At 70.9% G+C, this 22,586-nt stretch carries 25 protein-coding genes; 15 read left to right on the top strand and 10 right to left on the bottom strand.

Translation table 11 applies throughout. The features are described 5' to 3' along the window. Positions 1-19: 19 nt before the first annotated feature. Positions 20-613: a biotin transporter BioY gene (locus PATMI_RS0119525; RefSeq protein ID WP_026912094.1), complete on the top strand. Its 594-nt coding sequence runs from the start codon at positions 20-22 to the stop codon at positions 611-613. A gap of 100 nt (positions 614-713) precedes the next feature. Here PATMI_RS0119525 and PATMI_RS0119520 read toward each other — a convergent pair whose 3' ends face one another. The 4 genes from PATMI_RS0119520 to PATMI_RS31795 all read right to left on the bottom strand — a co-directional run bounded on the left by PATMI_RS0119520 (position 714) and on the right by PATMI_RS31795 (position 5,686). Further along, a complete protein-coding gene (locus PATMI_RS0119520) occupies positions 714-1,691 on the bottom strand; it encodes an LLM class flavin-dependent oxidoreductase (RefSeq protein ID WP_051472062.1) in 978 nt (325 codons plus the stop codon). Positions 1,692-1,850: 159 nt separating this feature from the next. Further along, positions 1,851-3,059 (bottom strand): sugar ABC transporter substrate-binding protein, encoded by a 1,209-nt coding sequence (locus PATMI_RS0119515; RefSeq protein WP_169738401.1) that lies wholly within the window; start codon positions 3,057-3,059, stop codon positions 1,851-1,853. Positions 3,060-3,144: 85 nt separating this feature from the next. Next, positions 3,145-4,233, bottom strand: a complete 1,089-nt coding sequence (locus tag PATMI_RS31800) for an ABC transporter permease (protein WP_084270097.1) — start codon at positions 4,231-4,233, stop codon at positions 3,145-3,147. Beyond that, on the bottom strand, positions 4,217-5,686 hold the full coding sequence (locus PATMI_RS31795) for a sugar ABC transporter ATP-binding protein (RefSeq protein WP_211241763.1): 1,470 nt from the start codon (positions 5,684-5,686) through the stop codon (positions 4,217-4,219). Before PATMI_RS31795 ends, PATMI_RS31800 begins: the two co-directional genes overlap by 17 nt. A gap of 510 nt (positions 5,687-6,196) precedes the next feature. Between PATMI_RS31795 and PATMI_RS0119500 the strand changes: the two genes are divergently transcribed. The 6 genes from PATMI_RS0119500 to PATMI_RS0119475 all read left to right on the top strand — a co-directional run bounded on the left by PATMI_RS0119500 (position 6,197) and on the right by PATMI_RS0119475 (position 13,373). Next, on the top strand, positions 6,197-7,873 hold the full coding sequence (locus PATMI_RS0119500) for an acetate--CoA ligase (RefSeq protein ID WP_211241762.1): 1,677 nt from the start codon (positions 6,197-6,199) through the stop codon (positions 7,871-7,873). A gap of 173 nt (positions 7,874-8,046) precedes the next feature. Then, on the top strand, positions 8,047-9,696 hold the full coding sequence (locus PATMI_RS31790) for a flavin-containing monooxygenase (protein ID WP_211241761.1): 1,650 nt from the start codon (positions 8,047-8,049) through the stop codon (positions 9,694-9,696). 271 nt (positions 9,697-9,967) lie between these two features. Beyond that, a complete protein-coding gene (locus tag PATMI_RS0119490; RefSeq protein WP_026912090.1) occupies positions 9,968-10,837 on the top strand; it encodes a 3-hydroxybutyryl-CoA dehydrogenase in 870 nt (289 codons plus the stop codon). A 53-nt stretch (positions 10,838-10,890) separates the two neighbouring features. Continuing rightward, a complete protein-coding gene (locus tag PATMI_RS0119485) occupies positions 10,891-12,021 on the top strand; it encodes a helix-turn-helix transcriptional regulator (protein WP_026912089.1) in 1,131 nt (376 codons plus the stop codon). A gap of 167 nt (positions 12,022-12,188) precedes the next feature. Continuing rightward, positions 12,189-13,049, top strand: a complete 861-nt coding sequence (locus PATMI_RS31785; RefSeq protein ID WP_169738400.1) for a helix-turn-helix transcriptional regulator — start codon at positions 12,189-12,191, stop codon at positions 13,047-13,049. 138 nt (positions 13,050-13,187) lie between these two features. After that, complete coding sequence (locus PATMI_RS0119475; protein ID WP_026912087.1) at positions 13,188-13,373, top strand: rubredoxin; 186 nt, start codon at positions 13,188-13,190, stop codon at positions 13,371-13,373. 46 nt (positions 13,374-13,419) lie between these two features. Here PATMI_RS0119475 and PATMI_RS0119470 read toward each other — a convergent pair whose 3' ends face one another. Genes PATMI_RS0119470 through PATMI_RS0119455 form a run of 4 tightly spaced genes read right to left on the bottom strand, consistent with a single transcriptional unit; the run spans position 13,420 to position 15,139 of the window. Then, positions 13,420-13,908, bottom strand: a complete 489-nt coding sequence (locus PATMI_RS0119470; RefSeq protein ID WP_026912086.1) for an SRPBCC domain-containing protein — start codon at positions 13,906-13,908, stop codon at positions 13,420-13,422. Then, the gene (locus PATMI_RS0119465) at positions 13,905-14,237 is read right to left on the bottom strand and encodes an ArsR/SmtB family transcription factor (RefSeq protein ID WP_026912085.1); all 333 of its coding nucleotides are present in this window, start codon (positions 14,235-14,237) and stop codon (positions 13,905-13,907) included. Before PATMI_RS0119465 ends, PATMI_RS0119470 begins: the two co-directional genes overlap by 4 nt. 18 nt (positions 14,238-14,255) lie before the next feature. Next, on the bottom strand, positions 14,256-14,390 hold the full coding sequence (locus PATMI_RS36130; protein ID WP_211241760.1) for a 2OG-Fe(II) oxygenase: 135 nt from the start codon (positions 14,388-14,390) through the stop codon (positions 14,256-14,258). A gap of 14 nt (positions 14,391-14,404) precedes the next feature. Continuing rightward, positions 14,405-15,139: an SDR family NAD(P)-dependent oxidoreductase gene (locus tag PATMI_RS0119455; protein ID WP_026912084.1), complete on the bottom strand. Its 735-nt coding sequence runs from the start codon at positions 15,137-15,139 to the stop codon at positions 14,405-14,407. Positions 15,140-15,266: 127 nt separating this feature from the next. On the opposite strand from PATMI_RS0119455, the gene PATMI_RS0119450 reads away from it, so the two are divergent. The 4 genes from PATMI_RS0119450 (at position 15,267) to PATMI_RS35110 (ending at position 17,968) form a co-directional block, all read left to right on the top strand. Continuing rightward, positions 15,267-15,866, top strand: a complete 600-nt coding sequence (locus PATMI_RS0119450; protein WP_026912083.1) for a TetR/AcrR family transcriptional regulator — start codon at positions 15,267-15,269, stop codon at positions 15,864-15,866. A gap of 24 nt (positions 15,867-15,890) precedes the next feature. Beyond that, on the top strand, positions 15,891-16,364 hold the full coding sequence (locus PATMI_RS0119445; RefSeq protein WP_026912082.1) for a winged helix-turn-helix transcriptional regulator: 474 nt from the start codon (positions 15,891-15,893) through the stop codon (positions 16,362-16,364). 105 nt (positions 16,365-16,469) lie between these two features. Continuing rightward, entirely contained in the window at positions 16,470-17,456 is a 987-nt protein-coding gene (locus PATMI_RS31780) for an enoyl-CoA hydratase/isomerase family protein (RefSeq protein WP_051472060.1), read from the top strand. Further along, complete coding sequence (locus PATMI_RS35110) at positions 17,453-17,968, top strand: nuclear transport factor 2 family protein (protein WP_051472059.1); 516 nt, start codon at positions 17,453-17,455, stop codon at positions 17,966-17,968. Before PATMI_RS31780 ends, PATMI_RS35110 begins: the two co-directional genes overlap by 4 nt. 46 nt (positions 17,969-18,014) lie before the next feature. Here the strand turns inward: PATMI_RS35110 and PATMI_RS0119430 are convergent, their stop codons facing one another. Next, the gene (locus tag PATMI_RS0119430) at positions 18,015-18,836 is read right to left on the bottom strand and encodes an alpha/beta fold hydrolase (protein ID WP_211241759.1); all 822 of its coding nucleotides are present in this window, start codon (positions 18,834-18,836) and stop codon (positions 18,015-18,017) included. 361 nt (positions 18,837-19,197) lie between these two features. Between PATMI_RS0119430 and PATMI_RS0119420 the strand changes: the two genes are divergently transcribed. Continuing rightward, the gene (locus tag PATMI_RS0119420) at positions 19,198-19,797 is read left to right on the top strand and encodes a YdeI/OmpD-associated family protein (RefSeq protein WP_026912079.1); all 600 of its coding nucleotides are present in this window, start codon (positions 19,198-19,200) and stop codon (positions 19,795-19,797) included. A 161-nt stretch (positions 19,798-19,958) separates the two neighbouring features. Here the strand turns inward: PATMI_RS0119420 and PATMI_RS31770 are convergent, their stop codons facing one another. Then, positions 19,959-20,423, bottom strand: a complete 465-nt coding sequence (locus PATMI_RS31770) for a MarR family winged helix-turn-helix transcriptional regulator (RefSeq protein ID WP_051472058.1) — start codon at positions 20,421-20,423, stop codon at positions 19,959-19,961. 63 nt (positions 20,424-20,486) lie between these two features. On the opposite strand from PATMI_RS31770, the gene PATMI_RS31765 reads away from it, so the two are divergent. The 3 genes from PATMI_RS31765 (at position 20,487) to PATMI_RS35105 (ending at position 22,168) form a co-directional block, all read left to right on the top strand. Beyond that, positions 20,487-20,999: a cupin domain-containing protein gene (locus PATMI_RS31765; RefSeq protein ID WP_157260865.1), complete on the top strand. Its 513-nt coding sequence runs from the start codon at positions 20,487-20,489 to the stop codon at positions 20,997-20,999. Between the two features lie 366 nt (positions 21,000-21,365). Beyond that, positions 21,366-21,653 carry a hypothetical protein gene (locus PATMI_RS0119405; RefSeq protein WP_026912078.1) on the top strand — a complete coding sequence of 96 codons (288 nt, stop codon included), beginning with the start codon at positions 21,366-21,368 and terminating at the stop codon, positions 21,651-21,653. Next, complete coding sequence (locus PATMI_RS35105) at positions 21,650-22,168, top strand: DUF1360 domain-containing protein (RefSeq protein WP_051472056.1); 519 nt, start codon at positions 21,650-21,652, stop codon at positions 22,166-22,168. The genes PATMI_RS0119405 and PATMI_RS35105 overlap by 4 nt, the downstream gene beginning before the upstream one ends. Positions 22,169-22,586: the final 418 nt, after the last annotated feature.

Here is a 22,586-nt window from a genome sequence, read left to right as displayed (position 1 = left end):
CTCTCGACGCAGGAGCACCATGAGCACCACCGCAGCCCTTCCCACGACCCGGCGTCTCGTCCTCGCCGACGCCCTCCCGGGTGCGCGCGCTCGCGACGCGGCGCTCGTGCTCGCGGGCGCGGTCCTCACGGCGCTGACGGCGCAGGTGGTCGTGCCGATGACGCCCGTGCCGATGACGGGTCAGACGCTCGCCGTCGGGGTCGTCGGTGCGACCCTCGGGATGCGGCGCGGCGCGGCGTCGATCCTGCTCTACGTCGTCCTGGGGTTCGTCCTGCCGGTCTACGCCGACGGCGCCTCCGGCGTCGAGCGGCTCTGGGGTGCGAGCGGCGGCTATCTGCTCGGGTTCGTCCTGGCGGCAGCACTGATCGGGTGGCTTGCCGAGCGCGGTGCCGACCGCCGCGTCCCGACCGCGTTCGCGGCCTTCGTCCTCGCCCAGCTGCTGATCTTCGTGCCGGGTGTCCTCGTGCTGCACGCGGTGATCGGGGGCACGTGGTCCACGGCGGTGCACGACGGGTTCACCGTCTTCATCGTCGGCGGCCTCGTGAAGGCCGCCGTGGGGGCAGCGGTCCTGCCGTCGGCATGGGGCCTGGCCCGTCGCATCGACGGGCGCTGAGCCCCGGGTCCGGCGCAGCGCGGCCCGACGCTGACGGCCCCTAGGCGGAGGCGTTCCGGGGTCGTCCCACGACCGCCGCGCGCGTCCGACGCCACGGGAGTCAGGGCGCGATATCGACGTCGCTCGACCTGACCGCGACGAGGGTCTCGACGGCCGCGCGCCGGTCGCCGAGGGGCACGCTGATCACGGAGTCGGCCCCGGCGGAGCGGAGCTCCCGGAGGCGACCGGCCACGCGGTCGGGGGTGGTGGCGATCGCGGTGGCGTCGATGAGCTCGTCGGCGAGCACCGCCCCTGCGCCGTCGCGATCGCCCGCGAGGTAGCACCGCTGGGCCTCACGCGCTGAGGCGCCGAGACCCTGACGCTCGGCGAGCTCGATGAGGAAGTGCTTCTTCGGCGTCCCCATGGCGCCGAAGTAGAAGCCGAGCCAGGGTCGCACGGCGTCGCGGGCCTCCTCGACCGTGGCTGCGACGGCCAGCGGCACCACGGGGGAGACGTCGAACGGCCGGTCGGGCCGCGGGCGCTCGCCCAGCATGTCCGTCCCGACGATGAACGGCAGCCAGCCGTCGGCGATCGCGTAGCACTGGTCGATCGCCCTCGGGCCGAGCGCGCCGAGGTAGATCGGGGGCGGCTGACGATCGCGGGGGAGGAGCAGCTTCAGCCGGGGCATCTCGCCGCCGACGTCGTCGTCGGGCGGCAGCTCGTCGCCGGCCAGGGCGGCGCGGACGACCTCGACGTACCTGCGGGTCCGGGAGACGGGGCGGTCGAACGGCTGCTCGTACCACCCCTCGCTGACCTGCGGTCCGCTGACTCCGAGGCCGAGCCGGAACCGCCCGCCGCTCAGCATCTGCAGCGTCGCGGCGGCCATCGCCGCGGTGGCGGGCCGACGGGCGGGGATCTGCATGACCGCCGTCCCCAGCGCGATCCGCGAGGTCCGCGCGGAGAGGGCGCCGAGCGTCGCGACGACCTCCTGCCCCCAGGCCTCGGCGACCCAGAGCGCGTCGAGGCCGCCGCGGTCCGCGATCTCGGCGAGCTCGACCTGCTCGCCGGGCCCGATCCACGGCCAGTAGGCGAGGAACACCCCGAGGCACGGAAGCGGAGGAGGGGCCGGGGCGTCCATGACGGTGCTGGAGCTCGAGGACCCGGCCGGGCGGCCGCGGTCCCGCACAGGCGTCAAGCTACCGAACGGTCGGCCGATCGGCGTCCGTCGACCTTCGACGGACGCCCTCTCTCCTCGCGCTTACTTCCCGGCGGCCCAGGCCTTCTCGTAGGCGGCCTTGAAGTCCACCTTGGACTGGTAGGGCGTTCCGGGCTTCGCGGGCAGGTTCGCGTCCTTCGTCACCACCTTGGCGCCAACCCCCTCGACGACCGTCGGATCACCCTGGAGCATCCGGTTCATGTTGTCCATCGCGCCGTAGCCCATCCAGGCGACGTCATGGGCGAACGTGTCCGCGGCGACCGCCCCGGAGCGCACGCCGTCCATGCCGGCCGCCGAGCCCGAGCCACCCACGACGAGCGCCTTCGAGCCGGCCTCCTGGACGGCCTTGCCGCCGCCGAGCGCGGTCATCGCGTAGTCCGACGGGATGAACGTCGCCGTCGCCGTCGGGTTCTTCGTGACCGCGGTGCGGAAGCGCTGGATCCACGGGCCGTTCGGGATCTGCTCGGCCGCCGTGAACTTCACGGTGTCGACGATCTTGCACCCGGAGCACTTCTTCAGCGTCTCGGTGAAGCCCTGGTTCATGAGCGGGAACACCGAGTCGGTGCCCTCGTTCAGGATGACCTGTGCCTTGCCGCCGGTCTTGTTGATGAGGTACTCGGCCGCGCCCTTGCCCCAGGACTTGAAGTAGGCCTCGGTGTCCGGGATCTCCGGGGCGTACTTCATGTCCTCGGTGAGGAGCGGCGCCTGGGTGTTCGGCGGGGTGTCGCAGTCCGGCGTCTCCACGCCGAGGACGGGGATGTTCGCCTTCTTCGCCTCCTCCAGTGCGGGCTTGATCGCGATGCAGTCGAGGGCGTGGACGATGATCCCGTCAGGCTTCGCGGCGACCGCCTCGCGCGTGGCCGTCAGGTACTTGCCCGCCTGGTTGAGGTTGCCGTCCGCGACCTTGAAGGTGATGCCGAGCTTGCCGGCGGCCTCCTTCGCCGCCGCGGCCGGGGCCGCACAGTCTGGCGCCACCGCGCCGCAGGACACCCACCAGACCGTCTTTCCCTTTGCCGGGGCCGGGGAGGACGTCGGCGGGGTGCCCTCGGTCCCCTTCCCGGTCAGGTCGGCGAGGGACGTGACACCGGACGCGCCGCTCGCCGAGCCACCGGAGGCGTCGGACGAGGTCGTCGGCGTCGAGTTGCTCGTCGTGTCCTCGTCGTCCGAGCCGCAGCCCGCCATCGCGAGCGCGGCGGTGACGCCTGCCGTCGTGAGCCCGATGCGGGCCGTTCGCAACATCCTGGTTCCCATGTCTCTCTCCTCCGTGTGTCGCCGGCCCGTCATGAGCCGGCATTCCTCGTCCGCGGCACAGCGCCGCGGACGCTCGCGCTGAAGCTCAGCGCTCGAGTTCGTTCGTGTTCGGATCCGCGGGTTCCTCGCGCTTGAATCCGTCCAGCAGCACCTTCCGCGCCATCGACTCGCGTTGGCGGGCGAAGAGCGTCGAGATCATCACCGCGGCCAACAGGGAAGCCCCGTTGAAGACGGGCGTGACCCACGCGTCGGCGCCGAGCAGGGTGAAGCCGTTCACCGCGACCGCCACGACGAAGACGCCGACGATCGTGCCCCAGACGTTGTACTTGCCCGGTCGGAGCGTGGTGGCCCCGAGGAACACCGCTGCGAGTGCCGGGAAGAGGTACGCCGAGCCGGCGGTCGGGTCGGCGGACCCGGCGCGCGAGGTCAGCAGGACCCCGGCGACGCCCGCAAGCAGCCCGGACGAGACGAACGCCAGGAAGATCGTGCGGTCGACCCGGATGCCGACGAGCCGTGCACCGCGCTCGTTGGAGCCGATGCTCTCGAGCTGTCGACCGAACGGGATCTGGGTGAGGACGTACCAGAGGACGAGGCCCGCGACGATCAGCAGCCAGAACGGTCGGGGGACGCCGAGCCACGTGAGCGAGCCCCAGTTGCCGAAGCTCTCCGGGATCCCGTTGGCGATGCTCTGGCCCTCGGTGTAGAGCTGCAGCAGCCCGCCGATCAGGGTGTAGGTGCCGAGCGTGACGATGAACGCGTTCAGCTTGAACCTGGCGACGAGCACCCCGTTGACGCCGCCGGCGATGCCGGCCACGAGGAGGGTCAGCACGATCGAGAGCCAGACCGGATACCCGTGCGTGCCGACGAGCGCCGCCATCGTCACGCTGGCCATCCCCGCGATCGCGGCCACCGAGAGATCGAAGTAGCCGGCGACGAGCGGTGCGACCATCGCCAGCGCGATGATCCCGGTCACCGACTGGTTCGACAGGACTTGCCGGATGTTCGCCCCCGACGTGAAGATGTCGCCGCTCGTCGAGTCGATCGTGAACCAGAGGATCAGCGCGATCAGGAAGAGCACCAGGCCGGTGCGCTCGAGGACGTCGACGCCGGCGGCGCGTGCGCTGCGGCGCGGACGGGTGGAACCGGTGGTTCCGGCGTCAGACACTGTCGACATGGGGCACGTCCTTGTAGATGAGCTCGTTGAGGTGCTGGGGCAGCAGTGCGCTCCCGGCGATTTCGGCGACGAAGCGGCCGCCGCGGAGGACGACGGCCCGGTCCACGACCGCGGCGAGCTCCTCGACGTCGGAGGTCACGACCAGGACAGCCGTCCCGGCGTCGGCGGCGTCGCGGACCACGCGGTAGATCTCGGCGCGCGCACCGACGTCGACGCCCTGCGTCGGTTCGTCGAGCAGCAGGAGCTCCGGGTCGCGGCGCAGCCAGCGGGCGAGGATCGCCTTCTGTTGGTTCCCGCCGGAGAGCGTGTTGATCGGCACGGCCGGCGACGCGGCCTTGACGCCGAAGGTCGCCATCAGTGACGCCGCGTCGCGGGTCATCTTCCGGTCCTGCATCCGCAGATGCGCGTAGTACCGAGCGATGACGGAAGCGGAGATGTTCGCTGCGACCGGCAGGTCGAGGAACGCGGCGTCGCGGGCACGGTCCTCCGGGACCATCGCGACGCCGGCGGAGATCGCGGCCGACTGGCTCCCTTTCGGCAGGACTGCGCCGGCGACGCGGATCTCACCGGCCTCGCGGTCGAGATCGCCGAAGATCGAACGGAGGATCGTGCTGCGACCGGATCCGAGCAAGCCGGCGATCCCGACGATCTCGCCGCGACGAACCTCGAGGTCCACCCCGCGGACCGGACCCGCCCGAAGGCCGGTGATCTGCAGCACCGGAACGCCCGCGCTGCTCACGGGGACGTGCTTCACCGCCGCTTCGTGGGCGAGCGACCGTCCGAGGATCGCGGTCGTCAGCGCGTCCTCGTCGAGGTCCGCGGTCTCGTGGACGCCTGCGAGGTGGCCGTCGCGTAGGACCGTCACGCGGTCGGTGATCCGCAGGATCTCGTCGAGACGGTGACTGACGTAGAGGATGCTCTGACCGGCCTGCGCGTAGCGGCGCAGCGAGCGCATCAGCGCATCCGCCTCTGCAGCCGGTAGGGCCGTCGTCGGCTCGTCGAGGATGAGGATCCCACCGTGCCCGCTCTCCCTGCCCTGGAGTGCACGGGCGATCGCCACCTCCGTCTGGATGGCGCGGTTGAGGTCGCGCAGGAGCGTCTTCGGAGACGCTCGGATCTCGAAGCGCTCGATCAGCTCCTCGGCGTTCGTCCGCATGCGGCGCCAGTCGATGCGGCCGCTGCGACGCCTCGGGAACGACGATCCGAGCGCGATGTTCTCCGCCACCGAGAGGTCGGGGAAGAGGCCGAGGTCCTGATGGACGACCCGAACGCCCGCCGAGTCGGCGAACGCCGGCGTCACCGCGTCCGCCGGAGACGACTCGTCGCCGACCCGGATCATGCCGCCCGGCTCGCCCTGCTGGACGCCAGCCAGGATCTTGATCAGCGTCGACTTGCCCGAGCCATTGCCACCGCACAGCGCATGGATCTCGCCACGTCGGACGCGAAGGTCCACGTTCGACAACGCTTGGGTGCCCGGAAAGCGCTTCGAGAGCCCGATGATCTCGAGAAGGACCGACCGGCCTTGGTGCACCACGGACGTGGCGTGCGCATCGTCAGCGCTCGGGAGGGAGGGGTCGGGAATGGGTGCTGGGTTGCCGCTCATAGAGCTCCGAGGAGGAGGGTGGTCCTGGTTCCGTCGATGGGACCGACCGTTTGGTACCGGCGGTATACGCGCTCCCAGCAGCTGCGTCAACCCGAGTAGACGAGTGACGGGCGTCACGGGTCGCTGCATGCCCGGCGATCGGTCCGGCGGCCTTCAGGCAGGGCCCGGTGACGACCCCGCTCCACGACGTCGGCGCCGGGAGTCGCTGGGCGGCAACACATTTCCACCTCGGCTACCGAATGGTTGGTACCGTCTCGCCGAAGCCTACCTGCGGACACGCGATCGCCGCGGCCTGCCGGTTGCCGAGCGCCGAGCGATGAGCCGGCAGGACCCGCGCCACTCAGCTACAGGAGACCCATCGTGCCCCAGCCCACCATCCCCTCCCGCGACGCGGCGCCCCGGCTGCAGGACTACGCGACAGAGCGCGACAGCTTCCGCATCGAGGTCCCCAGCGTCTACAACCCCGTCGTCGACATCGTCGAGGGATGGGCCGCGGACGCACCCGAGGACCTCGCCGTGCTGTCGCTCGGCCCCGACGGAAGAGTCGTCGGCGAGCAGACGGCCGCCGACCTCGCGCGCGACGCCCGACGGTTCGGGCAGGCGCTGCTCGACCTCGGAGTCGGCAAGGGCGACCGGGTCTTCGTGATGCTGCCGCGCGTGCCGGCCTGGTACGTCGCCGTCCTGGGCGCGATCCGGATCGGAGCGATCCCCATGCCTGGTCCGAACCTCCTGACCCCGAAGGACATCGCCTACCGGCTCAGCGAATCCGGTGCCGTGGCCGCGGTCGTCGATCCGTCCGGTGCGGAGAAGGTCGGGAGCATCGGGCAGGACCTGCCGGCACTCCGCACGCGCATCGTCTGCGACGGGAAGGCCGACGGCTGGTCGTCCCTCGACGACCTCCTCGCCGCGGTCGGCGAGGACGCGACCGGCCTGCCGTCCGAGCCCACGCTCCGCGAGGACCCGATGCTCGTGTACTTCACGAGCGGCACGGTCTCGCACCCGAAGATGGTCACCCACACCCAGGAGTACGGGCTCGCGCACGTCCCGACCGCACGCTTCTGGCACGACCTTCGCCCCGGCGACCGGCACTGGGCGGTCACCGACCCGGGGTGGGCGAAGGCCGCGTTCGGCACGCTCTTCGGGCAGATGCACGAGCGCGCCACGATCGTGCAGGTCCAGCTCGGCAAGCCCGACGCCGACACGATCCTCGGCATCCTCAGCGACCAGCAGATCACCTCGTTCTGCGCCCCGCCGACGCTCTACCGCACACTGGTGCAGGCGGACCTCGGGAAGCACGACCTCTCGGCGCTGCGGCACTGCACCAGCGCCGGCGAGCCGCTGAACCCCGAGGTGATCAAGGTCTGGTCCGAGGGCACCGGCGGCCTGACGGTCTACGACGGGTACGGCCAGACCGAGACCTCCGTCACCGTCGCGAACTACCGCGCCCTTCCGGTCCGGCCGGGATCGATGGGGCTGCCCATGCCGGGCTGGGACGTCCGGGTCGTCACCGATCAGGGCGAGCCCGTCCCCGACGGTGAGGTCGGCAACATCGCGATCCGGGCCGAGGACGAACGACGGCCCGTCGGTTTGTTCCATGGCTACGACGGCAACCCGAAGGCGACGGCCGAGCGCTTCCAGCATGGCTACTACTTCACCGGGGACAAGGCCGCTCGGGACCCGGATGGCTACCTCTGGTTCGAGGGTCGTGACGACGACGTGATCACCTCGTCGGCGTACCGGATCGGCCCGTTCGAGGTCGAGTCCGCGCTGGTCGAGCACCCCGCGGTGATGGAGGCCGCGGTCGTCGGGAAGCCCGATCCGGAGCGCACCGAGATCGTCACCGCCTTCGTGATCCTGGCCGCGAACCGCGAGCCGAGCGACGAGCTCGCGAAGGAGCTGCAGGACCACACGAAGGCCCTGACCGCGCCGTACAAGTACCCGCGGGAGATCCACTTCGTCGACGAACTGCCGAAGACCGTCAGCGGAAAGATCCGGCGCACAGAGCTGCGCGACCTGCTGCGCCAGAGCGGTTCCTGAAGCCGCGTGCCCTGAAGGAGCGGCGACCCGTTCGCCGTCGCTGAATCCCGGATCGGACCGGGACGACAAACTCACACCTCTGCGGCTGCAGTGGCTACCATACGGTTGGTACAGCGGCCAATCGTAGAACGGTGGCTGTGAAGTCGCAGCACGACGCTCGGAGGAGCAACAAGATGACTTCTGAAACGATCGCCACCGATCAGGACGCAATCATCGTCGGAGCCGGTCTGGGTGGCCTGCGGACGATGATCGAGCTGCGCAAGCTCGGCATCAGCTTCCGGTGCTTCGAGGCCGGCGACGGGATCGGCGGAACCTGGTTCTGGAACCGCTACCCGGGGGCGCGAACCGACTCGGAGAGCTGGACCTACTGCTACCAGTTCGATCGCGAGCTCTTCGAAGAGTGGGACTGGCACGACCGCTTCCCCGGCCAGGTCGAGGTCGAGAACTACCTGAACTTCGTCGCCGACCGCTTCGACCTGCGCAAGGACATCCAGCTCGGCGCGACCGTCAAGGGTGCGACCTTCGACGAGGACTCGTCCACGTGGACCGTGACCCTCGAGGACGGCACCACGTCCACATCGAGGTACTTCATCGTCGCCGGCGGCCCGCTCGCCGCGCGGTACACGCCCGACCTCAAGGGCATCGACGACTTCGGGGGTACCTGGGTCCACACCTCTCGCTGGCCCGAAGGCGGCATCGACGTGCGTGGCAAGCGCGTGGGCATCGTCGGCACCGGGGCGACCGGCGTGCAGCTCATCCCGGAGCTCGCGAAGGAGGCCGCGAACGTCACGGTCTTCCAGCGGACCCCGAACTACGTCATCCCCGCGCGGAACCACCCGTTGTCGGACACCGATCGGCGGTCGCTGAAGGCCGACGCCGACCGCATCTCCAACGTCGTCCGTGAGCACTGGTTCGGCATGGACCTCGGTATGGCCGGCCGCCTCACCACCGACGTGACGCCCGAGGAGCAGCAGAAGATCCTCGAGTGGGGCTGGGAGATCGGCGGCTTCCACTTCATCTTCGAGACCTTCGACGACATCTTCCTCACGCACGAGGCCAACGAGGTCGTGGCCGAGTTCGTGCGCAACAAGATCCGGCAGATCGTCAAGGATCCGGAGACGGCCGAGAAGCTCGCGCCGAAGGGCTACCCGATCGCCTCCAAGCGCGTCCCGCTCGGCCACTACTACTACGAGGCCTACAACCGGCCCAACGTCGACCTCGTCGACGTGAGCGAGAACGCGCTCGCCGAGGCCACCTCCAGCGGCATCACGCTCGCGGACGGCACGCACTACGACGTCGACATCCTCGTCTTCGCGACCGGCTTCGACGCCTCCACGGGATCCATCACCCGGATGGACATCCGCGGTCGCGACGGCCTGACGATCCAAGAGTCGTGGGCCGAGGGCGCGCAGACGCACCTTGGCGTGGCCACGAAGGGCTTCCCGAACCTGTTCATGGTCTTCGGTCCCCAGACGCCGTTTGCGAACTTCCCGCCCGTCGCGGAGAACATCGTCGAGTTCCTCTCCCAGGCGCTGACGCACCTGGAGGAGTCCGGCGCCGCGACGATGGAGGCCACGCAGGAGGCCATGGACGAGTGGGCGGAGCACCTCGACGTGCTCCTGAACGCCTTGGTGCTCTCCGAGGGAGAGCGCGTGCGCTCGTGGTTCGTCGGGGCGAACATTCCCGGCAAGCCGCACAAGGTGCTGTTCCACTTCGGGGGTGTCGCCGCCTACTGCGCGTCGACGCAGGCGGTCATCGACGAGGGCTGGAAGGGCTTCGTCTTCGAGGGCTCCTCTGCGAAGAAGGACGCCGTCCCGGCCTGAGCACGGTGCCGCGACGGCGGCGGCCCTCGTGCGCGAGGGCCGCGCCGGGCCCGCCGGCCCCGGGGCGAGGCGCCGACGACGCGGCAGCCGCCGACAGCGATCTTCGCGAGCGCCTGGTAGCCACCCTGCGCGATCTCACGGAGCAAGCCGAGCGGGCTATCACCCCGCCTGCAGCACACGAGCTGCAGGCGGGGAGCCTCATCCGCGACGCCGTCGCGCTGGTCGGGTGGCGATCCCTTGCAGCATCACGACGACGAGGAGCAGACGGAACATGAACGAAGCATTGGTAGGCATCGTCGGGGCCGGGATGATGGGGACCGGGATCGCTGAGACCGCAGCCCGAGCGGACACGACGGTCGTCTTGTACGAGCCCGCGATCGACCCCCTGGAGCGATCTCGTGAACGGCTCGGCGTGTCGCTCACCCGGACCGTCGACCGCGGGCACCTCTCCGCCCTGGATGCCGACCAGATCCGCGCTCGCGTTTCCTGGACCTCCGATCTCGACGACCTCGCGGCCGCGTCCGTGGTCATCGAGGCGGTGAAGGAAGACGTCGCCGTGAAGCGGGACGTCTTCGCTCGTCTGGACCGGATCGTCGGCCCGGAAACGCTGCTCCTGTCCAACACGTCGTCGATCCCGATCGCGGAGCTCGCTGCGGCGACCGAGCGTCCGGACCGCGTCGCCGGCCTGCATTTCTTCAGTCCCGTCCCGGTGATGAAGCTGGTCGAGATCGTCGTCGCGCTCGAAACCTCGGACGAGACCGTGGCGAGACTCGAACGGTTCGCATCGACCCTCGGAAAGCGCGCAGTCCGGACCAAGGACCGCTCTGGGTTCATCGTCAACTTCCTCCTGGTGCCGTACCTCATGTCGGCGGTGCGGATGGTCGAGGAGGGGTTCGCGACGCGCGAGGACATCGACGAGGGCATGAAGCTGGGATGCGGGCACCCGATGGGCCCACTCGCCCTCGCCGACATGATCGGACTCGACGTGCTCTACGGCGTGGGCGTGTCGCTCCATGGCGAGTTCCAGAAGCCGGAATACGCGCCCCCGCCACTGCTCAAGCGCATGGTGGCCGCGGGCCGGCTCGGCCGGAAGTCCGGTCGAGGGTTCTTCGACTACGCCCCGGCGGCGGTCGCGGCCTAGGGCGCGCGTCTCGCCCCGGCTGCCGCGTATCGGCCCGGTTCTCGACCACGACCGTGTCCACGCTGGACGACACCGCACGGATGCGCACCGCCGGCACGTGTGCGTGGCCCTACGACATCTTCCATGTCGCCGAGGTCATCGATCGGGTCCGCCGCGCTCTTGAGAGCGGACGCCTCGATGTCCGCACGACCGCGGACGAGCTGACGACCGCGGTCGAGGCGGTGGCCGAGACCTTCCGCAACCCCGCCGGCGACCCACGCATCGAACGCGTCGCTCTTCGACAGCTTCGTGAGGTCACGACCCTCCGGGAACACGTCCGCGATCGTCTGGTCGCCGCACGGTTCCGGACTCAGGACCGAATCGACGAGGCTTTGGACCAGCTCGCGCTGCGCAAGTCCGCGGAGTCTGCGATCGACGCCGCGCCCCGCGCGCTCTGCGAGGCGTGCGGCTTCGACAGCGGACTGCTCTCGTGGGTCGACGGCCCGGCGTGGTTCCCGCGGGCCGCGTACTCCAGCGGGCGTGTCTCAGCCCCGCACGCGGATCGGCTGGCCGCCTTCGTGGGCAACGGCCCGGTGGCACTGTCCTCGACACCCGTCGAGGCGTCAGTCATCCGGCGTCGAGCGGCGGCCCTGGTGCCCGATGACGCTCGGGCGCGCGGGTCGGGAGTCACGGATGGGGTCGTGTCGAGGCGCGCTCACGTCATCGCCCCTCTCGTCGGGCCCACGGGAGTCTTCGGCCTGCTGCACGCCGACGCGCTCGCCTGGAGCCAGCCACCTGACGAGGACGATCGGGACGCGTTGGACGCTTTCGGCGCGGGCTTCGCGATCGTCCTCGAACGTCTGCTCGGGAGCGAGCGCCTGAAGCGACGACGGCACAACATCAGCGACGCCTACACGCGGGCGCTTCGGTCTGCCGAGGAGGTCCCCGAGCTGGACGTCGCCTCCGGGTCCGGCGATCTCGCGGATCCAGCGTTGCGTCTGACCCGGCTGACGCCTCGCCAGCTCGAAGTGCTCGAGCTCCTCGCAACGGGGGCGACGAACGCGGTGGTGCGTGAGCGGCTGGTGATCGCCGACTCGACGATCGCGACCCATGTCAAACAGATCCTGAAGAAGCTCGAGGTCTCCAACCGGACGTCCGCCGTGTCCGTGTATCTCCACGCAGTTCGTCGCGGGCAGCTTCGATGACGCGCAGACCACAGTTCCGGCTCCGCACCATCGCAAGTGCAGGAGGCCGCGAGCGGGACCTCGTCGCCCGGCTCGGTCGGGCGCTCGACGCCGCAGCAACGAGCCGGGGACCCTCGATCCACGGACCCATCGAGCGGTCGTCCGCCGACCTCGCGCGAGCCCCCGCGGTGCTTGCCGCCCTGACGGACGAGTGCTTCGCGATCCTTGCGTCACCATCCACGACCCCTCGTCACCGGGCCGATGTCGTGGATCGGCTGACGATCCTGCAACTGCTCGCCGAGGACGTTCACGAGCTCCTCGCCGCACGCCATCGTCAGCGCCTCGCCGCATGCCGCGCGGTGATCGCGGATCTCTCTGTCGCGACGTCTCCCTCCTCCCTCGTCGAGATGGTGACCAGCCCGCTCGTGGCCGAGCGTCTCGGTTTCGAGCGCCTGGAACTCGTCTACGCCCCCGAGTCCGATCGGCCGCCCGCTCTCAATCAGGCCCCCCATCCGGCCGCGAGGGTGCCGATCGTGATCAACGGAACGACAGCCGGCCACCTCCACGCGGCCTCGTCCGTGGCCCTCGTCGTCGACGCGGATCGCGACGTTCTTCGAACGCTCGCCAACGGCTTTGCGCGCATCTACGCTCGAAACGAGCTGCTCGAGCGTCTCGACCAGCAACGCTCGCTGTTCCGCGAGAGCGTGCGAAGGACGGAGCGCACCGTGGTCGAGTTCTGCGACGCCGCGATCGACTTCGACGGAGCGGTCCCGGCCACCAACCCCGAAGGCCGGTACGGTCCAGATGGCGGCGCCGCACTTCTCGCGGGCTTGACGCCGCGACAGCGAGAGATCTTCGATCTGATCGCCCTGGGAGCCAACAACTCCGATATCGGGACCGAGTTGGGACTGGCGGAGGGCACCGTGAAGTCGCACGTCAAGCGCCTGCTGCGCACACTCGGCGTCATCAACAGGTCGCAGGCGATCGTGGCCTACCACGAACTCGCCGGGAGCCCGGGGCCGCAGGACATCGCGGACGGGGCGAGATGACGGATCGATCCCGACGAGGACGATCTCGGGGTCGCGCTCCGGGACACCGCCGTGCGGGTCGCTTCGGTGGCAGGGAACGGACGACCGCTGTCGCTCCAGCCACTCGGCGCCGAGGTCGGTGTCGCGTACGGTCCGCCCATGTCGACGGGACCGGGGCCGGAGGACCGATGGGAGTGCGGGTCGTGCGGGACGCCCTACGACCCGGATGAGGGCGACCCCGACGGCGGCATCCCGCCCGGCACGCGGTTCGAGGACATCCCCGACGACTGGTACTGCCCCGTCTGCGGCGCGTCGAAGAGCGAGTTCGTGCGGATCGAGGACTAGGACCCGTCCGGACGGGTGGTCGCGTCCGCGGAGCGGGGGACCCCGGTCATCCCGACGCGGCACCGCTCTCCGCCAGGTCGGCCAGCGCGCCGGTGACCGCGCCCCAGCCGTCGAAGAACCCGATGTCCTCGTGGCGGTCGCGCGCCGCCGGATCGCCGTGGCGCACGACGACCCCGTACTCGGTGCCGTCGGGGTGCTCCGAGAACGTGATCTCGGCCGCCATCGCCACGGGGGCGGGGGACGCAGGACGCCAGGCGCTGTCGACCGCGTTGGTGAAGACGAGCCGCTCCTCGGGCTCGGCGACGAGGAAGATCGCGTCGGTGTGCGGGACGAACGTCGTGCCGTCGTCGCTCATGCTCGTGACGAAGCCCCCGGCGGGCCGGACCTCCAGCCGGTCGATGCGGGCGACGGTCGGCGCCGGGACCCACCATCGCGCCAGCAGGTCCGGGTCGGTCCACGCGTTCCAGAGCGCCCGGCGCGGGGCAAGAATCACCCGGCTGAGCGTGAGGTCGAGGGTGGGGTCGGTCGGGGTCATCGGTGCTCCTCGGGGTCGGTGACGAGGGCCTGCAGGCGATCGGTGCGTGCCTCCCAGACCCGGCGCTCGCCGGCGAGCCAGTCGTCCAGGAGCGCGAGACGCTCGGGGACGAGCGTGCAGGTGCGGACCCGGCCGGACTTCTCGGTCCGGATGAGCCCGCTCGCCTCGAGCGTGCGGACGTGCTTCATGAACGACGGCAGGGTGATCGGGAACGGCGCCGCCAGCTCCCCGACGCTCGCGGGCCCACGCCCCAGGCGCCGGATCACGACGCGCCGGGTGGGGTCGGCGAGCGCGGCGAAGACCTCGTCGAGTGCCTCATGGTTTGCCACGAGGCTAAGTATTGCAGCCTACTTGGCGTCGTGAAAGATGGTCCCGAGCGCCGTGCGGGTGCCCGCGGTGACGGTCGAGACCCCGTGGCGCAGGCCGATGCGGTGGTGGCCGGTCCGGCCGCGGTCCGAGCGCTCGCGGGTCGGGAAGATCACGAACGCGCCGCAGCTCAGATCGCCGTCGTGCCGCCGTCGGCGACGAGCTCCATGCCGTTGACGTAGCTCGAGTCGTCCGACGCGAGGAACAGCGCGACCGACGCGATCTCCTCGGGGCGGCCCATCTCCCGCCGCGGGATGACCGACTCGAACTGCGCCTTGGACTCCTCGTCCAGGACCGCCGTCATCATCGGCGTCGCGACCTGGCCGGGGGTGAGCACGTTGGCCCGGATCCTCCGGTCCCGCAGCTCGGCCACCCACACCCGGGCGTACGCCTGCAGCAGCGCCTTGCTCGCCGCGTAGACGCTCCAGCCGGGGTAGCCGCGGAGCGCCGCGTTGGACCCGGTCATGAGGATCGAGCCGCCGTCGTTGAACAGCGGCAGCGCCTTCTGGACCGCGAACAGCGTGCCGCGCGCGTTGAGTCCGAAGGTGGCGTCGAACTGCTCCGGTGTGATCTCGCCGAGCGCGCCCTGCTCACCGGCCCCGGCGTTCGTCCACAGGACGTCGATCGACCCCTTCTCGCGTCCGACCGTGGCGAACAGCCGATCGAGGTCGTCGAGGTCGGCCGAGTCGGCCCGCACGCCGGTCGCGTTCGGACCGATCTCCGCGACGGCCGCATCGAGCGCGTCCTGCCGCCGTCCCGTGATGAACACGTGCGCTCCCTCGGCGGCGAACACCTTCGCACCCGCCAGCGCCATCCCGCTCGTCGCACCCGTGATCACTGCGACCCTGCCTTCGAGCTTGCCCATGAGGACTCCGTTCCGTCGCCTTCGCGTCGATGTCAAGTACACCGATCGGTGCATGTAACGTAGGGGCGAGTCCGAGGGCTGTCAAGTTACGTACACCGATCGGTTCCAACTGGGGTACTCTGGGTCCATGACGGAGGTCGAGAAGGGGCCGAAGGGCCTGCGCCGGGGGAGAGGCGCGCGCGAGCGCATCCTCGGTGCGTCGCGGGAGCTGTTCCGCGATCAGGGCATCAACTGCACCGGCGTCGACCAGCTCTGCACGGCGGCCGGCGTGTCGAAGCGGACGCTCTACCAGCACTTCGGCGGCAAGGACGAGCTGATCGCCGAGTACCTGCGGCGGTTCGATCCCGAGGTCCTGCCCGAGCTCTTCGACCGCGCCGATCTGACGCCCCGGCAGAAGCTCCTCGCGCTCTTCGACGAGCACGTGCCGCTGTGCCCGTTCATCGGTGCCGCCGTCGAGCTCCGGGACCCGGACCATCCGGCACGGGCCTTCGCTCGCGACTACAAGCACGCCTTCACGGCGCGCCTGGTCGAGACGGCGCGCGACGCCGGCGCGGCGGATCCCGAGCGGCTCGGGGAGCAGCTGGCGCTGCTCCTCGACGGCGCGTCGGCCCGCAGCCGCGTCCTCGACGCCGACGCGTTCGTCACGGCCGCGGCCGTCGCGAGGGTGCTCGTGGACGGCGCGCTCCCCCCGGTGTCGGAGCCGGCGGAGCTCCGTTCAGTTTCGTGACCCAGCGCTGCTACCGTCGCCGGTATGCAGCGCACCAGCTACCAGGCGAGCAACTGCACCATCGGGGCGACGCTCCGGCTCCTGGGGGAGAAGTGGACGCTCCTCATCGTCCGTGAGAGCTTCTTCGGCGCGACGCGGTTCGAGCAGTTCATGGCGGTGCTCGGCTGCCCGCGGAACCTCCTGTCGGAGCGGCTGGGCAAGCTGGTGGACGAGGGGATCCTGGAGCGCTCGGAGTACCGCGAGCCGGGGAGCCGGGCACGCCACGAGTACCGCCTGACCCCGACCGGCAAGGAGCTGATGCCGATCCTCATGGCGCTCATGCAGTGGGGAGATCGGCATGTCGGCGGGCCCGACGGTCCTCCGATCGTCGTCGAGCACGTCGGCTGCGGCGCACCCCTGCGGCTCGCGATGACCTGTGCCGACGGGCACGTCGTCACGAGCCCGGACGAGGGCGCGATCGTCCCCGGGCCGGGCGCGCTCCCGGCGGTCCCGGCCTGACGTCGCCGGTGCCGCCCGACCTCGCGGTCCCGGGTTGGCGCCGAGCCGTCGCTGCGCCGTTCCATCTACATACAAAAAAACAACTCAGCCTGGTACGGTCGCGGCATGACGACGCCCGACGCCGCCGCACACCGCCTCGGGATCGAGGTCACGCAGCGGGGTCGCGTCCTCACGGCACGCCTGCACGGCGGGCCCCGGGGGGAGCTGGGCCCCGAGATCGCCGCCGACCTCGCGGCCCTCGTGACCCGGGCGGAGACCGACGACGGCGTCGGCGCCGTGGTGATCACGGGCACGCACCCGGAGCGGTTCGCCGCGCACGCGGACGTCTCGTGGCTGCAGGAGGCCGGCGCCGGCAGCCCGAACGTCTCGCCCCGTGCCGGCGCGGTGGCCGTCCGGGCGGCCCAGGTCACGCGTCGCATCCCGGGGGGACGGAGGGCCGCCGGCCCGACGCCGCTGAGCGGCGTCCTCGAGGTCGTCGACTTCCACGACACCTTCGTGCGCATGAACCGCTGCGGCGCGGTGTTCGTCGCGGCGCTCAACGGGTCCGCCCTGGGCGGCGGCTCGGAGCTGGCGCTCGCCTGCGACCACCGGCTGATGGCGTCGGGCGACTTCGTGATCGGCCAGCCGGAGATCCTCCTCGGCTTCCCGCCCGGCGGCGGGGCCACCCATCGCCTGACGCGGCTCGTGGGCCTGCAACGGGCGCTGAAGCTCATGCTCGAGGGCGGGGCGGTCGACCCCGGGGCGGCGCTCGAGATGGGCTACGTCGACGAGGTGCTCGACCCCGCGGACCTGCTGGAGCGCGCCCAGGAGCTGGCGGCCCACATGGCCCGGCGGCTGAAGCCGGCGGTCGCCGCGGTCAAGCGCGCGACGTACGTCGGCGGCTCGGCCGTCCTCGAGGCCGGCATGCGCGTGGAGAACGCCGAGTTCTTCGCGACCCTCACGAGCCCGGAGGCGCGGGAGGTGATGGCCGACTACATCGACCGGACGGCGTCCACGGGAGACCTGCCGTTCTACGAGCCGGCCGACTACGCACGGGCGCGCGCCGACGGGTGGTACGCGAGCGCGGTGCGGCGGGGGGAGGGGGACTCGTGACGCCCGCACCGGTCCGGGGCGACGGGTTCCCGACCCGCGTGGAGAGCCCGACGCACTGGGTCGAAGTCTTCCGGCGGGCCTTCGGAGCGGGGGACTTCGCGAGCGTCGCCCGGCTCGCGGAGCTGACGCACCCCGACTACCGCGCGGTCCAGCCGCAGGCGCCCGACGCCCTGGGACCGGCGGGGATGCTCGACTTCTTCGCCCGCGTGTACGCGCTCGTGCCGGACCTCCGCGGCGAGGTCGTCGACGCCCACGTCCACGACGGAGGGGTCCACATCGAGGTCCGGCTGAGCGGGACCGTCGGCGGGCGACCCGTGGGCTGGGTCGCGTGCGACCGCTTCTGGTTCGAGGACGGCTTCGTCAAGGGGCGCACGACGTACTTCGACCCGATCCCGTTGTTCGCGGCCGTCGCGACGCGACCCCGGGCGTGGCGACGGTGGTGGCGGTCCGGCCTGGGGCTGCCGACGCGCAGGATCGCCGGGCGACTGGACCCGCGCGGGCGGACCGCCTGACGCCCTCGGCCGGGTGCCGTCCCGGCCGCGGGCGCGCGGACGGCGTTCAGCCGGGGACGGGCGCCGTCCGTGCGGCGAAGTCGGTCAGCAGTGCGTTGACGCGCTCGGGCTGCTCACACGCCACCGAGTGTCCGGCGCCGTCGACGACCACGAGATCGGCTCCGGGGACCAGCCGTGCGATCTCCTCCGACAGCGCCACCGGATAGGCGTGGTCCTCCGTACCCGCGATCACGAGCGCCGGGACACCGATGCCGGGGAGCTCGCCCGTGATCTCGGCGCGGTGCACGACCTGCCATGCGGCGTCGGCGATGTCGCGGTCGAGCGTGGCGAAGTGCGCGCGGGTGCTCGCGAGCAGCTCCGCGCGGGCCGGATCGGTGAGCGTCGTGTCACCGAGCATGATGTGCGCGACGATGTCGACGACCGGGGTGATGCCGTGCTCGCCGAGCGCCGTCACCAGCGGGTCGAACTCGGCGATCGAGCCCTCGGTGGCCGCGCTCGAGCACGCCACGACGACCCCCGCGACGAGGTCGGGGCGCCGTGCGGCCAGGCGCAGCGCGACGAAGCCGCCCATCGAGTTGCCGTAGAACGTGACGGGGCCGAGGCCGAGCGCCTCGATCAGGGCCGCCGCGTCGTCGGTGAGCGTGTCCATGTCGAGCTCCGCGCGCGGCGCTCGGGCGCTGGACCCCTGTCCGCGGTGGTCGTAGCGGACGACGCGGTGCGTGGCGGCGAGGCCGGCGACCTGCGCGTCGTACATGCGGTGGTCGAAGAACAGGGAGTGGCTCAGGACGAGCACGGGCGCGTCCTCGGGCCCGTCGACCTCGACGTGGAGGGTGGTTCCGTTGACCTGCATCGAAGGCATCGCGCTCATCTCCGGTCGTTGACCTCGACAGACTCGCGACACTCGGCCGGCAATGCAACGCGGGCTCGTCCATCGACGTGCTCCCCGGCGTCGAGATCGTCCTGCGCGACACGCACGACTCGAACTTCTCCGTCGTTCCCGGCGCGCCGGGGGGCCGCACCGGGACCGTGCTCGCCGATCCCGGTCGACCGACGTCGTGGGACGCGGACTTCGACCCGCTGGCGCGTGCCGACGCCTCGCGCCGGCCGTCGTCCGACCGGTCGCCCGGGCGCGGTCGTCGACCGGGCACCGCGGCGCGTGGAACGATGACGCCTCCGTGCCGCCGCCGCGGCCGTCCGCGCGCCACCTGACCCGACCCACTCGAACGCCCATGACCGACGCACCGAAGAACCCGACCGTCGACGAGTACGCCGCGAAGCTGAGCGCGTGGCGCGAGGAGTTCGAGGCCCTGCGGCCCGTGCTGTTCGGGACCGGCCTGGCGGAGGACGTCAAGTGGCGGAAGCCGTGCTACACGCACGACGGGGCGAACATCGTCATCTTCCAGCCGTTCAAGGAGCTCTGCGCGCTGCTCTTCTTCAAGGGCGCGCTGCTCGAAGACCCCGAAGGTGCGCTGAAGGAGCAGGGCGAGAACTCCCGCTCGGCGCTGCGCCTCGAGTTCGGCTCCGTCGCCGACGTCACCGCCGCGACGGACACGATCGTCGCGCTGGTCCGCGACGCGATCCGCGTCGAGGAGGCCGGGCTGAAGGTCCCGAAGCCGGAGCCGGCCGAGGAGTCGTCCGGGCCCGAGGAGCTCGAGGCGGCGTTCGAGGCGGATCCCGGACTCCGCGAGGCCTGGGACCGTCTGACCCCGGGTCGGCGGCGCGGCTGGCTGCTCCACTTCGACGGCGCCAAGCAGTCGAAGACCCGGACCGCGCGCATCGAGCGCGCGACGCCGAAGATCATGGACGGCTTCGGGATGCACGACCACTGACGGTCGGCGCGGGTGCGGTCCCGGGTGCGCCCGAGTCCGTTGATCTGTCGGCCCGCGTCCGCGACGCTCGACGGATGGGACTGTTCGGGCGGCGGAAGCGTGCGAAAGGGTCGCCTCCGACGAGGGCGAGCCCAGTTGGTCGACGGACCCCGGCGCGCTCGTCAGGTGTGGCGGTCTCGGGTGCGCCGGAGATCCTCGTCGGGGGTGGCGATCTCGCGGAGGACGGACTCGAACTCGGCGAAGCGTTCGGGGCCGACGCGGTCGATCCAGCGCTCGGTGATGCCGGCGCTGGTCCGTGCGGCGGTCCGGACGAGTGCGGCTCCCCGTTCGGTGGCCACGATCCGCTTGGCGCGGCCGTCGTCGGGGTCGCGGGTGAGGGTGATGTAGCCGCCGGCCTCGAATTCGCGCAGGACGTCGTTGGCCGCCTGCTTGCTGATGCCCAGGCGGCCGGCGAGCTCGGTGGGCCGCAGGCCCGAGGTGAGGATGTCGCGCAGCACGGTGCGGTGCGCCGCGCGGATGTCCTGGAAGCCCGCGTCGTTCAGTGCGTGGTGGATCTCGCCGATCGCGTCCTCCCACGTCATCCGCAGGAGCGCGACGGCCGAGGGCGGAGGGAACGGCGTTGACATGGTCGTACGGTACCGCATACTATTTCGTACGTCAGTCCGTACTACTTGGTGGGGGAGGCCGTGATGCACGATTGGGGCCCGGGGGTCGGGATGCGGTGGGAGACGACGGAGAGCGCGGAGGACACCGACGGCGCGCTGCTCGTCGGGACGATGTGGTTCGCGCCCGGGATGGCGGGCCCGCCGGTGCACGTCCATCCGCACGCGGAGGAGCGGTTCACCGTGCTGGAGGGCGAGGCCGAGGTCCTGCTGGACGGGACGTGGCGTCGGGTGACGGCCGGGGAGACGGCGGTCGTCCCGATCGGTGCTCGGCACTCCGTCCGGAACCTCAGCGCGTTCCCGGCCAAGGTCGTCAACACGCACAGCCCGGCTCTGCGCATGGAGGGGTTCTTCGTCGACGGCGCGAGGCTCGCCGCCGCCGACAAGATCACCGCGCTGTCGCCGAGGAACGCCAAGTCGGCGATCTATGCGGCCATGTTGTTCACGAAGTATCCCGAGGAGATCGTCGCGGCCGGCCCGCCGCGCCTGATCTTTCGCGCGCTCTCCGCCGTCGGCCGCACGCTCGGCTGGAGAGTCTGAGACGCGCGTTCCTGATCCCGGATGATCAGGTGTCGAACGTCGGCAGATCGAGAGCGGCGTCGTCGCCGAGTCGAGAATGAACGGAAGCGTTGCGTTTCCCGGCCTCGGTGGTCGCGGCCGCCGCAGCTAGGAGTTGCCCACGTCCGAGGGGGCGGTAGACCGATTTGGAACCTCGCCCTCTCCGCTCCTTCTCCGCTCGATAAGCATCGAAACGTCGACCCGCTCGACTGGACTTGACGTCCCCGGACCGAGACGGGGGGAACAGGGCTTCGGTACTCGCGGTCGATTCAGGGCGCCTCTCGAGCCCGGGGCTTCGGGCGGTCGTTGTGAGCCGCCGCTCTTCACGGGTACGAAGACGGTGAGCTGATGAGCACTAAAACGCCGTCCCCGTCGCCCTCGTCCGAGCCTGCCGGTCACACGCAGCGGCGCGTCGCTCGCATCTGGATCCCGATCGTTCTTTTTGGGCTGGCGGTCGGTGCGGGGGTCGCGGTGTCTTTGGCGTTGGCGTCTGTGTTCTTGGCGGCCGCGGTGGTGGCGGTCATCGCTGATCTCTGGATCCGATTGGGTATCCGCAGTCAGGACGATCGCGACGACGAGGCGCGAGCCCGTCGGTTCTTCGCCCGCCGTGGCCGGTGGCCGGAGGACCGGTCGTGAGGACGATCCGGCAGACACCGACGCGGCCGGCGAACTATGCGCTGATCTCCGGGATCTATGCCACGGCACTGTCGGGCGTAACGCTGATCTCGCGCCGCACCGGCAACGCGCCCAGCGCGGGCGCTCTGGGGCCTTTGGGGGTGGCGACGTTCACGTTCACGCGGGTGCTGTCGGAGCAGAAGGTTGAGGAGTGGATCCGTCGGCCGTTCGTTGACGAGCCCGGAGACGCTTCGCGCACCCCGCGTGGCAGCGGCATGCGTTACGCGATCGGGGAGTTGCTTTCGTGCACCAGGTGCACCGGCTCGTGGGTAGGGCTCGGCCTTCTCGGGCTGCACGCGGCGTCGCCGAAGACCGCGCGGATGGTCGCGGCGGCCGGAACCATAGGTGCGATCAACGACACCGCGCTGGCGGGCTTCGCGTGGTTGTCCGGTCGCGCGAACGCCACCGGCGAGCTCGCCGCGCGCCGGCATGCCGAATCCGTGTCGGCAGCGCATAGCACTGAGGCTTCGGAGTAGAGGTGCGCGGGGTGTCCGGGTTCTCGCAGCCCACCGGAGCTTGTGGTCTGCGAGAACGCCGGGAGGCGACCGTGGCCGCCTGCCTCGGAGTCGCCGAGGCGGCGGGTTGGGGGACGTCTCGACCGTGAACGTACCCCCTGCCACGCAATCGAATCAACCGGCCAAACGGGGCTTTCAACGCAGGCACCGGGACGTCGAGTGCCGGACGCTCGTTGATGTCCAGCACTGCACGAGCGTTCGGGTTTTCCCGTAGAGGTGCAGGGCAGAGACGCTGCATGCTCGTTGATCGAGATCCTGAGGAGAAGATCACCGACCGGGACCTGCAGCGCGTGGTGGCCGCTCGCCGCGCCTTGCGGACGTACCAGCCCTACGCGCCACGGTCGCACGCGGCCGGGCGAGGCGCGGATGCTGCGCCTGG

The sequence above is a fragment of the Patulibacter minatonensis DSM 18081 genome (assembly GCF_000519325.1).
Taxonomy (GTDB): domain Bacteria; phylum Actinomycetota; class Thermoleophilia; order Solirubrobacterales; family Solirubrobacteraceae; genus Patulibacter; species Patulibacter minatonensis.
Note: the sequence above shows the minus strand (reverse complement) of the source record. Positions and strands in the feature narration are given on the sequence as shown.

Coding starts and splice junctions, on each gene's coding strand:
- PATMI_RS31790 (WP_211241761.1), top strand. CDS start 8,047: ATGACTTCTGAAACGATCGCCACCGATCAGGACGCAATCATCGTCGGA.
- PATMI_RS0119405 (WP_026912078.1), top strand. CDS start 21,366: ATGAGCACTAAAACGCCGTCCCCGTCGCCCTCGTCCGAGCCTGCCGGT.
- PATMI_RS31800 (WP_084270097.1), bottom strand. CDS start 4,233: ATGTCGACAGTGTCTGACGCCGGAACCACCGGTTCCACCCGTCCGCGC.
- PATMI_RS0119450 (WP_026912083.1), top strand. CDS start 15,267: ATGACGGAGGTCGAGAAGGGGCCGAAGGGCCTGCGCCGGGGGAGAGGC.
- PATMI_RS0119470 (WP_026912086.1), bottom strand. CDS start 13,908: ATGACCCCGACCGACCCCACCCTCGACCTCACGCTCAGCCGGGTGATT.
- PATMI_RS31765 (WP_157260865.1), top strand. CDS start 20,487: ATGCACGATTGGGGCCCGGGGGTCGGGATGCGGTGGGAGACGACGGAG.
- PATMI_RS31770 (WP_051472058.1), bottom strand. CDS start 20,423: ATGTCAACGCCGTTCCCTCCGCCCTCGGCCGTCGCGCTCCTGCGGATG.
- PATMI_RS0119430 (WP_211241759.1), bottom strand. CDS start 18,836: ATGAGCGCGATGCCTTCGATGCAGGTCAACGGAACCACCCTCCACGTC.
- PATMI_RS0119455 (WP_026912084.1), bottom strand. CDS start 15,139: ATGGGCAAGCTCGAAGGCAGGGTCGCAGTGATCACGGGTGCGACGAGC.
- PATMI_RS0119525 (WP_026912094.1), top strand. CDS start 20: ATGAGCACCACCGCAGCCCTTCCCACGACCCGGCGTCTCGTCCTCGCC.
- PATMI_RS0119490 (WP_026912090.1), top strand. CDS start 9,968: ATGAACGAAGCATTGGTAGGCATCGTCGGGGCCGGGATGATGGGGACC.
- PATMI_RS0119475 (WP_026912087.1), top strand. CDS start 13,188: ATGTCGACGGGACCGGGGCCGGAGGACCGATGGGAGTGCGGGTCGTGC.
- PATMI_RS0119515 (WP_169738401.1), bottom strand. CDS start 3,059: ATGGGAACCAGGATGTTGCGAACGGCCCGCATCGGGCTCACGACGGCA.
- PATMI_RS0119420 (WP_026912079.1), top strand. CDS start 19,198: ATGACCGACGCACCGAAGAACCCGACCGTCGACGAGTACGCCGCGAAG.
- PATMI_RS0119445 (WP_026912082.1), top strand. CDS start 15,891: ATGCAGCGCACCAGCTACCAGGCGAGCAACTGCACCATCGGGGCGACG.
- PATMI_RS31780 (WP_051472060.1), top strand. CDS start 16,470: ATGACGACGCCCGACGCCGCCGCACACCGCCTCGGGATCGAGGTCACG.